This is a genomic window from Caenimonas koreensis DSM 17982 (assembly GCF_009646335.1).
Taxonomy (GTDB): domain Bacteria; phylum Pseudomonadota; class Gammaproteobacteria; order Burkholderiales; family Burkholderiaceae_C; genus Ramlibacter; species Ramlibacter koreensis.
In genome coordinates this window covers 246,894-259,556 of sequence record NZ_WJBU01000006.1, presented here as the reverse complement: position 1 = coordinate 259,556, position 12,663 = coordinate 246,894, and the positions used below count along the sequence as shown (strand labels likewise).

12 protein-coding genes are annotated in these 12,663 nt (G+C 64.3%); 4 read left to right on the top strand and 8 right to left on the bottom strand.

Annotated elements, in window-relative coordinates:
- The first annotated feature begins 1 nt into the window (after nucleotide 1).
- Complete coding sequence (locus GHT07_RS07950) at nucleotides 2-256, top strand: acyl-CoA-binding protein (protein WP_153584529.1); 255 nt, start codon at nucleotides 2-4, stop codon at nucleotides 254-256.
- A 43-nt stretch (nucleotides 257-299) separates the two neighbouring features.
- Here the strand turns inward: GHT07_RS07950 and GHT07_RS07945 are convergent, their stop codons facing one another.
- Genes GHT07_RS07945 through GHT07_RS07930 form a run of 4 tightly spaced genes read right to left on the bottom strand, consistent with a single transcriptional unit; the run spans nucleotide 300 to nucleotide 5,126 of the window.
- Nucleotides 300-1,508 (bottom strand): CaiB/BaiF CoA transferase family protein, encoded by a 1,209-nt coding sequence (locus GHT07_RS07945; RefSeq protein ID WP_153584614.1) that lies wholly within the window; start codon nucleotides 1,506-1,508, stop codon nucleotides 300-302.
- An 11-nt stretch (nucleotides 1,509-1,519) separates the two neighbouring features.
- Nucleotides 1,520-1,942: a polyhydroxyalkanoic acid system family protein gene (locus tag GHT07_RS07940; protein WP_323740838.1), complete on the bottom strand. Its 423-nt coding sequence runs from the start codon at nucleotides 1,940-1,942 to the stop codon at nucleotides 1,520-1,522.
- Nucleotides 1,943-1,962: 20 nt separating this feature from the next.
- Nucleotides 1,963-3,036 (bottom strand): aminopeptidase, encoded by a 1,074-nt coding sequence (locus tag GHT07_RS07935; protein ID WP_153584613.1) that lies wholly within the window; start codon nucleotides 3,034-3,036, stop codon nucleotides 1,963-1,965.
- 14 nt (nucleotides 3,037-3,050) lie between these two features.
- A complete protein-coding gene (locus GHT07_RS07930; RefSeq protein ID WP_153584527.1) occupies nucleotides 3,051-5,126 on the bottom strand; it encodes a molybdopterin-containing oxidoreductase family protein in 2,076 nt (691 codons plus the stop codon).
- 39 nt (nucleotides 5,127-5,165) lie between these two features.
- Between GHT07_RS07930 and GHT07_RS07925 the strand changes: the two genes are divergently transcribed.
- Complete coding sequence (locus tag GHT07_RS07925; protein WP_153584526.1) at nucleotides 5,166-6,299, top strand: ABC transporter substrate-binding protein; 1,134 nt, start codon at nucleotides 5,166-5,168, stop codon at nucleotides 6,297-6,299.
- Between the two features lie 49 nt (nucleotides 6,300-6,348).
- On the opposite strand, the gene argE is transcribed toward GHT07_RS07925, so the two are convergent.
- On the bottom strand, nucleotides 6,349-7,524 hold the full coding sequence (gene argE / locus GHT07_RS07920) for an acetylornithine deacetylase (RefSeq protein WP_153584525.1): 1,176 nt from the start codon (nucleotides 7,522-7,524) through the stop codon (nucleotides 6,349-6,351).
- Between the two features lie 87 nt (nucleotides 7,525-7,611).
- On the opposite strand from argE, the gene GHT07_RS07915 reads away from it, so the two are divergent.
- Nucleotides 7,612-8,808, top strand: a complete 1,197-nt coding sequence (locus tag GHT07_RS07915; protein WP_153584524.1) for a M20 aminoacylase family protein — start codon at nucleotides 7,612-7,614, stop codon at nucleotides 8,806-8,808.
- A gap of 21 nt (nucleotides 8,809-8,829) precedes the next feature.
- Here the strand turns inward: GHT07_RS07915 and GHT07_RS07910 are convergent, their stop codons facing one another.
- From GHT07_RS07910 to GHT07_RS07900, 3 genes are read right to left on the bottom strand one after another with little or no spacing between them, the layout of a single operon-like run.
- Nucleotides 8,830-9,600: a type III pantothenate kinase gene (locus GHT07_RS07910; RefSeq protein WP_153584523.1), complete on the bottom strand. Its 771-nt coding sequence runs from the start codon at nucleotides 9,598-9,600 to the stop codon at nucleotides 8,830-8,832.
- Entirely contained in the window at nucleotides 9,597-10,535 is a 939-nt protein-coding gene (locus GHT07_RS07905) for a hypothetical protein (protein WP_153584522.1), read from the bottom strand. Before GHT07_RS07905 ends, GHT07_RS07910 begins: the two co-directional genes overlap by 4 nt.
- A 51-nt stretch (nucleotides 10,536-10,586) precedes the next feature.
- A complete protein-coding gene (locus tag GHT07_RS07900) occupies nucleotides 10,587-11,255 on the bottom strand; it encodes a helix-turn-helix transcriptional regulator (RefSeq protein ID WP_153584521.1) in 669 nt (222 codons plus the stop codon).
- A gap of 63 nt (nucleotides 11,256-11,318) precedes the next feature.
- Between GHT07_RS07900 and GHT07_RS07895 the strand changes: the two genes are divergently transcribed.
- Nucleotides 11,319-12,641 (top strand): sensor histidine kinase, encoded by a 1,323-nt coding sequence (locus GHT07_RS07895; protein ID WP_228488235.1) that lies wholly within the window; start codon nucleotides 11,319-11,321, stop codon nucleotides 12,639-12,641.
- Nucleotides 12,642-12,663: the final 22 nt, after the last annotated feature.

The following is a 12,663-nucleotide window of genomic DNA, read 5'->3' as shown; positions in this document are numbered from 1 at the left end:
CATGTCCGACCTGAAAGCAGCATTCGAAGCCGCCGTCGCCAATTCGAAGAGCCTCACCGAGCGGCCCGACAACGCAACGCTGCTCAAGCTCTACGCCTTGTACAAGCAGGGCACGGCGGGCGACAACACCGAGAAGAAGCCCGGCTTCGGCGACATGGTGGGCCGCGCCAAGTGGGACGCATGGAATGGCCTGAAGGGCACCTCGAATGAAGACGCGATGCAGCAATACATCGACCTGATCGGCTCATTGAGCTGACTGGCTCGCTGCACTGACTGGCGCCGCTGCGCCGTATCTCCCGTCAGTTCACGATGCCGCGCTGCCTGAGGGCGGCGATTTGTTCGCCGCTCAATCCGATTTCTTTCAAGACCTGGTCGGTATCCTGGCCCAGGGCCGGCGCATTGCGCCTGTGCGCGCCGGGCGTGAGCGACAGCTTGGGCACGACGCCTGGCACAGCAAGCTCGCTGCCGTCCGCCATCGTGACCGACTGCAACATGCCGCGCGCCTGGTAATGCGCGTCGGCTGCGATGTCGGCCACGGTGTAGATCCGCCCCGCCGGCACTGAGGCCGCGTCGAGCGCTGCAAGCACATCACCTACCGTTCGCTCAGACGTCCACTCGCCAATCGCAGCGTCGAGTTCGGTGACACGCGCGACGCGACCGGCGTTGTCCGCCAGTTGCGCGTCGCTTGCCAGGTCGGGCCGGCCAATCGCGGCCATCAAGCGCTTGAAGATGCTGTCGCCATTGCCGGCGACCAATGCATAGCCGCCATCGGCACACCTGTAAGCATTGGTGGGCGCAATACCCGGCAAGGCACTTCCGCTGGGCTCACGCACGACGCCGAACGCGCTGTACTCGGGCAGCAGGCTTTCCATGCAATTGAAGACGGCTTCGTACAGGGCCATGTCAATCACCTGCCCCTGCCCCGTGGCATGACGGTGCTGCAACGCGACGAGAACGCCAATCACCCCGTGCAGCGCGGCCAGCGTGTCGCCAATGCTCACGCCCACGCGCACCGGCACGTGGCCCGGCTCCGCCGTCAGGTGGCGCAGCCCGCCCATCGCCTCGGCGACCACACCAAAACCGGGCCGGTCACGATACGGACCGCTTTGGCCATAGCCGCTGATGCGCAGCATGATCAAGCGCGGGTTGATGGCGTGCAGTGCCTCAGGCCCAAGGCCCCAGCCCTCCATCGCGCCGGGGCGGAAGTTCTCGATCAGCACATCGGCTTCGCGCACGAGTTGCCGCACGATGTCCTGCGCTTGAGGCTCCTTCAAGTCGAGCGCGATCGAGCGCTTGTTGCGCGACTGCACTTGCCACCACACGGAGGTGCCGTCTTTGAGCAGGCGCCATTTGCGCAGCGGGTCGCCGCCTTCAGGCGCTTCGACCTTGATCACGTCGGCGCCGAAATCGGCCAGCGTGCGGGCAGCAAACGGGCCTGCGATCAACTGGCCCAGCTCGATCACCTTCAGGCCAGCGAGCGCCTGGGGGCTCGCCGCTGCGCCAGACATGGCTGACACGCTCAGGCCTTCTTCTTCGCAGCCGGTTTCCTGGCGGGCGCGGCCTTGGCAGGTGCGGCCTTCACAGGCTTGGCGGCCTCTTTTTTTGGCGAAGTGCGCCGCTCGATTTCCTCGCTGAATGCCTTGTGAGGGTCCTTCTGCTGCAGCAGCAGGTCGAGGTTTTTCACGATCTCGCTCTCGATGCGCTCCCGGAATGCACCCAGCAGGAGGCCAAGCTTGGCATCCAGCACGAACTTGTCCTTGGTGACCTTCAGTTCGCCGTTCGCGCCCGATCGGGTGAAGCTCACGACATCTTCGGTCTTGCCTTCTTCGTAGGTGCATTCCATGCCGAGCTTGTCCTCGGCGGTTTCCGCCCACTTGAATGCCAGCTTGCGCGCCTGCGGCAAGCCCAGTGTGTGCTCACGGCTGATGTGAATGTGTGCCACTGCTGTCTCCTGGATTGATGTCAGTTCTGCATTTTCAGTGCGCGGCGCCGCTCTTCTTTGGACGGCAACGCAGCCAGGTGCTTCACGCTGTCGTAGAAGCGGCGAAAGTCACGGCCCTCGCGCTCGAACAACGCCTCGAAGGCTGGCACGAGTTCATCGTACGCGGCTTGCGTGCCGAACGAAGCGTTGTTTGCACGCGCGACCCACTGGTCATAGCCGCGAAAGCGCGCTGCATCGCCGCCCCAGCTGTCGCGCAACTTCGCGTACTGCGCCCGGAACTCGGCCATGGCGGCCTGCTTCAGTGCTTCGCGCCTGTCGCCCGATTCGCTCTCGTAGAGATGCGCGAGGCGCTTGCGCGTGTCGAGCGTGAGTTCGCGAAACTGGATGCGGCGCCCGTTGTACTGCGCATAGTCCTGCCGCATCGCTTCGGTGGCCTGCATCGCGAGCCATTGCCCGCCACCCAGCCGCTCGACTGACGTGGCAAACGATTCATTGAACGTCGTGTCGTCCTTCGCGTAGGCCACCTGGTGTGCAAGCTCGTGGAAGATCGTGCGGGCCAGCTGGCCTTCCGGGTAATAAATGAAGGTGTTGAGCAGCGGATCGCCGCCAGCCCAGTTCATCCAGCCGAGCGTCGAATAGGCGGGCACCGGATACACCGCCGTCTCGAACCCTTCACTGGCCACTTGCGCAGCTTCGCGCTTGGCGGCCTTTTCGTCGAAGTAGCCCCGGTAGCCAACGCAGCCGGTCACGGGAAAGCACCATTGGCGCAGTGTTGTGGAGTACGGTGGGGCCGCAACGACATTCCAGACCACGGCGTTGCGGTGCAGGTCGGCATAGCGCCGATAGCTCGGGTTGTCGGGCAGCTTCAGTTCCGTCACGGCGTAGGTGCGGATACGCTGGCTGAGCGCCAGGCGCTCCTTCAGCCGCGCGGGGGCAGCCGGGTCGTCGAGCCAGTCTTGCACGGGCTTGGCTGCGCTCATCATCGACAGGTGCCCGTTGACCGATTGCCAGTAGTAGCCCATGTTCGCGCAGCCCGTGAGGCACAGGGCCGACGCGGCTGCCACCGCCAATGCCGACACACCGCCAATTGCCATCGCGACTCGACCGCTCACGCCGCCTGCACTTGGACAAGGCAGTCGTAGAACACGGGCGCACGCCCGATGTCAGTCAGCCGCTGGCTCGTGAGCTCGTTCACGTTCGTGCCATTGAGTCCGAACTTGCGCCACCACACACCCAGCCCGTGCACGACGCCGGGCCTCGCCCGCTCGCTGATTTCAAGCTTGCAGTGGTAGTCGCCACGGTCATTGAACACGCGCACCACTGCGCCCGATGCGAGGCCCCGCGCCGCAGCGTCAGCCGCATTCATCTCCAGGATCGGCTCGCGCTCCATCGCACGGATGCTGTCCACGTTCACGAACGTCGAGTTCAGGAAATTGCGCGCGGGCGGGGAAATCATGGCGAGCGGATAGCGCGTTGAACTGCCGGCGGTTTCGTAGTTGGGCAAGTGATCGGGCAGGCCATCGACGCCCAGCCGCGCCAGGCCTTCGCTGAAGAACTCGCACTTGCCCGAAGGTGTCGGGAAATCTCCGGTGGCGAACGGCGCGTCGGCAATGGGGAGCGTGGCCCAGCCCTTGTCCAGCAACTCGTTGAAGTCGATGGCGTCACTGAAGGCCTTGCGGCACAGCGTTTCGTCGTCGTCCGCGTAGATGGCTGCGTCCAGCCCCATGCGCTGCGCCAGCTCGCGGAAGATCTGCGTATTGGGCTTGCTCTGTCCGACGGGCGCGATGGCGGGCCGGTTCAGCAGGACATCGGTGTGGCCGTACGAAAGGTGCACATCCCAATGCTCGAGCTGCGTCGTCGCGGGAAGAAGGTAGTCGGCGTAGTCGGCGGTATCGGTCTGGAAATGTTCGAGCACCACGGTGAACAGATCGTCGCGCCCGAAACCGGCAGCTACCTTCGAAGACTCGGGCGCCACGGCGAGCGGATTGCTGTTGTAGACAACAAGCGCCTCGATTTTCGGGCCGAACTGCTCAGAGCTCTCGCGCAGCAGGTCGTCGCCGATCGTCACCATGTTGATCGTGCGCGGCGTGCGGCCGGCGAGCAGGTCGGTGCGTTGCAGCGCAGTCTTCCTGACGGGGAATTGACCCGAGCTGGAAAGGAGCACGCCGCCTGCGCGATGGCGCCATGCGCCCGTCAGCGCGGGCAGGCAAGCCACGGCACGCACGGCATTGCCGCCGCCGCGAACGCGCTGCATGCCGTAGTTCAGGCGGATCGCGGCGGGCCGGGTCGTGCCGTAGTCGCGGGCCAGCGCGCGAATCTGCTCGGCCGCGATGCCGCACACACTGGCGGCACGCTCTGGTGTCCAGCGCAGCGCCCGCTCGCGCAAGGCTTCCCATCCGAGGGTGTGCCTCGCGATGTACTCGTGGTCGAGCCAGTCGTTGACGATCAGCTCATGCATCAGCGCCAGCGCAAGGGCTGCGTCTGTCCCGGGTTGCAACTGGATGTGTTCATGGCACTTTTCAGCCGTCTCGCTGCGGCGGGGGTCGATGCACACCAGCTTTGCACCCGCGCGCTTGGCAATTTGCGCCTGGCGCCAGAAATGCAGGTTGCTCGTGATCGAATTGCTGCCCCAGATGACGATCAGCTTTGCTTCGGCGAAAAACTCCACCTTCATGCCGACCTTGCCGCCAAGCGTCCAGCCCAGCGCTTCCGCGCCTGCCGTGGAGCAGATCGTGCGATCGAGCAGCGACGCGCCCAGCTGGTGGAAGAAACGAGCGGCGATGCTCTCGGACTGCACCAGGCCCATCGTGCCCGCGTAGCTGTAGGGCAAGATGGCCTCGGGGTTGCGCGCCGCGATGGCGCCCAGGCGCTGTGCAATATCGTCCAGCGCTTCATCCCAGGTCACGCGCTCGAACTGGCCAGAGCCCTTGGGGCCGACTCGGCGCTGCGGGTACTGCAGCCGCTGCGGGTGATAAGTGCGCTCTGTGTAGCGCGAGACCTTGTTGCAAAGCACGCCCTGCGTGTGCAGGTGATCCGGGTTGCCTGCAACGCGCACGGCGACGCCGCTCTCGACCGTGGTGACCAGCGCACAGGTATCCGGACAGTCATGCGGGCAGGCGCCGCGAATCTGGATCACAGCTTTCGCCGGGCTGACGCTGGGGTGAATGCCGATGGTTTCGCTCATGCAGTAACTCTATAGTTTGCGGGCATTAGGAGGCAATACATGAAGCTGATTCGTTCGCTCACGCAAACTGCGATGGTAGCGGCCCTCGCCCTGGCTGGTGTGGCCAGCAGCGCCGCAGAGGAAGGCGTCACCAAGACCAGCGTCGTGGTCGGCCAGTCGGTCGCCATGACCGGGCCTGGTTCGGCGCTGGCAGCGCCCTTCCACCAGGGCGCCAAGCTCTACTTTGACAAGGTCAATGCGCAAGGCGGCATCAACGGCCGCAAGATCGAGCTGGTCGCGCTCGACGACAAAGGCAACCCAGCCACCACCGAGGCCAATACCAAAAAGCTGCTGGACCAGGGCGTGCTGGCGCTCTTTGGCTACTACGGCTCGCCGCAACTCACGCGCGCCTACGCGCTCATCAAGGACACCGACGTCATCCTCTTCGCGCCGATGTCGGCCGCCGATGAATTCCGCGGCGCGAACTACGCCAATGTCTATTCAATGCGGCCGGGCTATGCAGAAGAGTCCGCCGCCATCACGAAGCATGCTGAGACACTGGGCGCGCGCAAACTGGCCATCGTGCATGCGACGGACGGCGAATCGATGTCCGCGCTCGACTCCGCCAAGCGCACGATGTCGAGCCTGGGCGCGAACCTGGTTTCGGAGTCGGCGGTGAACACGGGCAACGTGGCGGGCGCGGTGGACAAAGCGCTGGTCGCCAAGCCCGAATCGGTGCTCGTGATCTCCGACGCCAATGGCGCAGCCGCGATCGTTCGCGACATCCGGGCCAAGGGCTTTCGCGGGCCTGTGTACGGCTTTTCCAATGCCGGGGAAAGCCTGTTGGCCGAAGAGCTGGGCCCGGCGGGTGCGGGCGTTGTGGTGGTGCGCGTCGTGCCCAAGAGCGAGAACCCGAAGGCTGCCGTCGTGCGCGAAATGGTGGCAGACGCGCAGGCGGCCAAACTCGGCAAACCCAACGTTTACATGGTTGAAGGCTACCTTGCCGCGCGCACGTTTGCCGAGGCATTGCGCCGCATGCCCAAGGAGCCGACGCGCGCGCGCCTGAAAAAAGCGATCGAGGGCCTCGACAACGTGAACCTGGGTGGCTTTCGCGTGCACTTCGCGGATGACCGCTCCGGCTCCAAGCTCGTGGAGCTCAGCCTGATCGACTCGCAGGGCAAGGTGCGCGAATAGCCATCGCAATGGGCGCTGCCATTGCGCCATCAAACCCGAAGCCGAAAGTTCAGCCGATCGACCTGGCCTGCACGAGGCCGCGCATGAAGGCCTCGCACCGGGCGAGCTGTTCGAGGCTCACGAATTCGTCGGGCTGGTGAGCCTGGTTGATGCTGCCCGGCCCACACACCACCGTGGGAATGCCCGACTCCTTGAACAGGCCCGCCTCGGTGCCAAACGCCACCTGCGTCGCACGCGCCTCGCCCGAGAGCTTCAGGGCAAGCTGCGTGACGGCATCTGTCTCGGAGCCGAGAAAACTCGGAATCTCGCAGATCGTTTCAAAGCGGAATCCCGCGTCAGGCGCCACGCGCTGCATCGCGGCTTCGAGCGAGCGTGCGTGCGCAATCAGCTCCTGCTGCATGACGCGCGCATCGGCCGTGGGCAAGTTGCGGAACTCGTAGCGAAACTGCGCATCGCGCGGCACGACGTTGTCGGCAATCCCGCCGTGGAACTGCCCGACGCTTGAGGTGGAGAACGGCACGTCGAAGCCTTCATAGCGCGGCTCGTCGCGCTCGAAGGATTCAGCCATGTCACGCAGCTTGCCGACCACGCGCGCCGCCATTTCGATGGCATTGACCGAACTCGGCGTGAGCGACGAATGCGCTTCCTTGCCGCGCACGCAACACTTGTAGCGATACACGCCCTTGTGCGCGATGGCGGGCACCATGCTGGTCGGCTCGCCGATCACGCAGGCCACCGGGTTGACGCCAGCGTCCCGCATGTCGGCGATGAGTTCGCGCACGCCGAAGCAGCCCACCTCTTCGTCAAAGCTGAACGCAAAGTGAATGGCGAATGGCGATGCGCTGTTCAAAAAGTTCTCTGCCTGCGACAGCGCGATCGCGATGAAGCTCTTCATGTCGGCGCTGCCGCGGCCATAGAGGCGGCCGTCGCGCACCTGCGGGTCCAGTGGCTGGGTAGACCACTGCTGGCCTTCCCACGGCACGGTATCGGTGTGACCGGAAAGTATCAGCCCTGCAGGCTTTCCCTCGCCGAGCGTAGCGAAAAGGTTGGCTTTGGTTTTCGCGGCGTTGTAGGTCAGCCGGCTCTTGACCCCGAGGCGCAGGAGCTCATCGCGCACGAGATGGATGAGCGCGAGATTGGAGTTCTCGCTCACTGTGTTGATTGCCACCATGGCCCGGGCCAGTTCGAGCGCTTTCGGCGAGAGGGGCGTGTTCGTGAGTTGCATCGCAGAATTCTCGCGGATATCCCCTCATGGCGCTTGGACCAGCGCAGGGCTAGACTGCCAATCCCGCAAGCGCAGTTTCTTCACGTCATGAACATCCTCGACTCCGTTGTCACGCAAGCCGCCGCCATCACCGCGATCCGCCGCGACATTCACGCGCACCCCGAACTCTGCTTCCAGGAAAACCGCACGGCCGATGTCATTGCCGCCAAGCTCACCGAATGGGGCATTCCCATCCATCGCGGCCTCGGCAAGACGGGCGTGGTCGGCATCGTCAAGAACGGCACGAGCACACGTGCCATTGGCCTGCGCGCAGATATGGACGCGCTGCCCATGCAGGAGTTCAACACGTTCCAGCACGCCAGCGTGAACCAGGGAAAGATGCATGCGTGCGGTCACGACGGGCACGTTGCCATGCTGCTCGCTGCGGCGCAGCACTTTGCAAAGCATCGCAACTTCGACGGCACGGTGTACCTCATATTCCAGCCGGCCGAAGAAGGCGGCGGCGGCGCTCGCGAGATGATCAGCGACGGCCTGTTCACGCAATTCCCGATGGACGCGGTGTTCGGCATGCACAACTGGCCCGGCTACGACGTTGGCAAGTTTGCGGTGAGCGCCGGCCCTGTCATGGCATCCAGCAATGAGTTCAAGATCACCATCCACGGCAAGGGCAGCCATGCCGCGCTGCCGCACAACGGCATCGACCCCGTCCCAGTTGCGTGCGAGCTCGTGCAGGCATTCCAGACCATCATCAGCCGCAACAAGAAGCCGATCGATGCGGGCGTGATTTCGGTGACGATGATTCATGCCGGCGAAGCCACCAACGTCGTGCCCGATTTCGCCGAGTTGCAGGGCACGGTGCGCACCTTCACGATCGAGGTGCTCGACCTGATCGAAAAACGAATGAAGCAGCTCACCGAGCATCTGTGCGCCGCCTACGACGCCACCTGCGAGTTCGAGTTTCATCGCAACTATCCGCCGACGATCAACTCCGAGGCTGAAGCGCAGTTCTCGCGCCAGGTGCTGGCATCGATCGTCGGGGAGCAGAACGTCGTGGAGCAGGAGCCCACGATGGGTGCGGAAGACTTCGCGTACATGCTGCAAGCCAAGCCCGGTGCTTACTGCTTCATCGCCAACGGCGACGGCGCGCATCGCGAGATGGGTCACGGCGCGGGCCCCTGCATGCTGCACAACCCCAGCTACGACTTCAACGATGAACTCATCCCGCTGGGCGCTACCTACTGGGTGCGTCTGGCTGAAGCCTGGCTCGCGACAGACCGCGCCTGAGACCTGCCTGGCTGCCGGCCGTCAGGCCACAAAGCGGCGCTGGGCGAGTTCGAGCAGGCCGTCGAAGATCAGACTCTCGACCAGCTCGAACGGCCTGGGCATGTGCGGCGCCATCTTCCAGCCCGCACCGCCCGTCATGATGCACATGGGGTCTTGCCCGCAATGCTTGCGCACATGGTTGACCATGCACTCGATCGCGCCCGCGATCGCATAGGTGCCGCCACTCGTCAGGGCATCGCTCGTGTTGGTCGGAAATTCGCGCACTTCACCCGTCGGCACGTGCAGGCCCGCAGTGCCTGACTCAAGGGCCCGCAGCATGATGCCGTGGCCCGGAAGGATTTGCCCGCCCAGGAACTTGCCGCTGGCGTCGATTGCTTCGACGGTGACCGCCGTGCCGACCATCGCCAGCACCAGTGGCCTGGCCGCACCCGTCGACAGCAGCCGGTGCCAGGCGCCGATCATGGCAACCCACCGGTCTGCACCCAGGCGTGTCGGGTGGTCGTAACCATTGACGAGGCCCGCCTCGGCAGCGCTCGGCACGATCCAGTGCGCAGGCACATCCCAGAGCTCTTCCATCTGCTCTTCGACGCGGCGCTTGATCGCATCGGCCGCCACGGCGCAGCCTAGCATGCAACTTGGCGCGGGCAGGCGGGCCCACTCGCCATCGGCGAGCCTGTCGATGTTCTCCAGGAATTCGGCACCCTGGGCCAGCACCGCGGCACCCGGGCGCGGCGAATCGTAGAGCGCCCACTTCAAGCGCGTGTTGCCGATATCGACTGCAAGGAAGGTCATGCGGGTGAGCGCGCCTGCGCCGCTTCGAGCTGCTGCTTGAGCGCATGCAGGCTCTCGGCCAGGGCGTTGTCCTGAGCCCGCATCTGGGCACAGTCCGCGCCGGCATCCCTGAGGGCAAGCTGCAAGTCGCGGTGACATTCCATGGCGGCGTCCACGCTGGCGGATTCGCGTTCTCCGGTGGTGGCATCAACCAGCGCCTGCATCTTCGAGCGCCAATCAGCGAGACGAGCGCCCAGCTGCTGCAGCGCCTGTGCCAGGGATAGCCGCCGTGCAACAGCAGCACGCGCGGCCTGGTGCGCGCCCTGCGCCGCGGCGCTCACCTCGCGCAACACTTTCAGCCGAGCGACAAGAATCTCGCAGCGCGCCTCGTCGTCGCCAATCTGCTTCGCTGCTGCAGCATCATTGTTTTGCGCATGCCGCGTCTTCAGCTGGGAGCGCATGTCCTGCAGCCATCGAGCGCCCTGGTCCTGGACTTTCTCGATCGCCTTGTATTCAACTTCCAGGTCGAGCAGCGACAAGTCGCCCGCAGGTGCCTGATCGCGCACTTGCTTGTCAAACCCCTTGATATGCGCCGTGACCTCGTCGGCGGCTGCCTTGAGCTTGTCGAACCGACCTGCGAATTCGGTCGCGGCGGCACGGCTCTTGCCCGTCATGCGTGACCAGATGCCGTGCCCCTGCAGCAAGCCGAAATCGAGATGAGGCAATGCCTTGGCCAGCCTGGCAATCCCGGCGGCGATCGCGCTGTCGTCGCGAGCCTTTGCCTGCTCCTTGAACTGCCTGCGCAGCTCAGCGATGCGCCTGACGTTCTGGTGCGCGGCGTCGGCAGCCATCTGATCGAGCCAGGCTGCAGGCGATGCAGCGGCCCGCGGCTTGACTTGAGCCAGCTTGGCAGGCGTCATCAGCGAAGCCGTGCGGTCGATGTCGTCGTCTGCCATGTAGGTTCTCGCGAGAGTTGAGTCGCAATATAAACCCTGCACCTGCGCGCCTCAAATCGCGCCAAGCCAGCAGGCGCGCTGGATCGCGGCGAGCTTGTTGTCAACCTTCAACTTGCCCATTGCATTGGCCAGGTGGTAGTTCACCGTTCGCTCGGTGCACTTGAGCTGCAGCGAGCTTTCGCGTGCGGTCATCCCCTGGAACGCAAGCACAAGGCATTCACGCTCGCGCGGACTCAGCGTCGAGCGTGCATTGGCAATGCTTCGCTTGACCAGCGGCCAGATGTTCAAGGCCGACCAGGCAAGCGATGCGGCCTCAGCGCGGTCAGTCAGCTCACGAGGGCTGAACATGAAGCACTCAAATGCACGATTGGCGGGCAATGAAAACTCAACCCGCACAACAGTCTGGAAGCCATGTGCCAGGCACAGCATGCGCCATCGGCTCGCGCCCAGGTGGTCCGACTTCGCGATGTGTTGCCAGGCGACCAGGGGCGCGTCCGAGTCGCGCCAGGGAGCGCCGAAGTCACGGCTCTCCGCCAGGGCCTGCGCGGCATCGGCTACCAGCGGCGGATGGACTGCGACGACTTGTCTGTCGTCAGCCCCGCCGAAGGGGTCGGGGCCGAGTACGGCAACGGCCTCCACGGAAAATTCACGCAGTGCGCCGACCCAATCGCTGAGCAGTCCGTCCAGGCTGACGCTGTCAAAGTTAACAGGTAGCTGCATCGACGTGTTTTGAAAGAACCGGGACAATAGCACGCTCCATTCCCATCAGCAGATCGGCACCTCTTGCCCCAAGACACCACGCGCCACACCCGCGCCCTCCTGAATGCCTCGGCGCGTGGTCCGTCAGCGTGGACACACTTCACTCGCTGGCTGAAGGAAGAAGCCATCGTTGCCCCTCTGGTGCCCGTGTTGCACCCGTCGCCGCTTCGCATGAAGGGCCTGGGACTGTTCACGCTCCTGGGTCATCCGTTGTTCTGGTTCATCTGGGCGGTATGGCTTCCGCAGCCCTATGAGAACCTGCCGCTTCGCATCTTCACTGCACTGACAGGCCTGCTGCTGCTCAGCGAGCGCATCAGCCGCGACCCCACGAGCAAATTGTCAGGCGCCGTTTTCACCGGGGTTCTTTGGTTCGAGTCGCCGTTCCTGTTCAGCTGGATGTACCTGTGCAATGGCGGAAACCAGGCTTGGCTGGCGAGCATGGCGGCCATGATCCTCGCGTACTACTTCGCCACTGACTGGCGGCTCGCCACCATCGGAATTGCGACCGGTGCGCTCGTCGCGCGCGTGCTCTTCGCCTTCTGGGGACCGGACGTCGCGCCCATCACAGGGGAACTCTTCTGGGTCAATACCATGGTGCTCGCGTTCTGCATCAGCATGGGGATGCTGCTGAGCGTGTCTTCGGCCAACTTGCGCCGCGAGCATCTGGCCAATACCCTCGCTACCATGGGCATCATGGCGCATGAACTCCGCACACCCCTGGCCACCATGTCGCTCATTGGGGATGCCTTGCGCGGTACCGCCACGAACACGCCCGACCCCATGCACGTGCAGCTGGCCACGCGCCTTCACACGCTGGTGCGCAACATGAACCACCAGATCGACTCGCAGATTGCCAATGCGCGCCTGATGCACCTGCCGGGCTATACCGAAGCGGTGTCGGCCGCCGATCTGGTTCGCGAGACGGTGACGAGCTACCCTTTCAAGAGTAGCCGCGAGCGCGACAGCGTGACGCTCGCCGTCGCCCAGGACTTTCGCTTTCTTGGGTTGCAGTCGCTATTCAAGCAGGTCCTGGACAATCTGATCAAGAATGCGCTTCGTTCACTGGCCGCAGCGAGCAACGCAAGCCAGCCGGGCGACCTGGTCATCGGTGTCGAGTCCAGTGGCGGGCGGGGCCGCATATTCGTTACCGACAAAGGCATGGGGGTCGAGCCACAAATGCAGACGCGAATCTTCGAGCCATTCTTTTCAACCTACAGCGGCACTGGCCACGGCCTGGGCCTTGCCTTTTGCCAGCAGGTCATTCGCAACGCTCATGGCACCATTCGCGTCAGGTCCGAAGTCGGGCGTGGCGCGACTTTCGTCATCGACTTGCCCGCCTTGGGCTAGGCACACCGGCCCGGAACAGTTC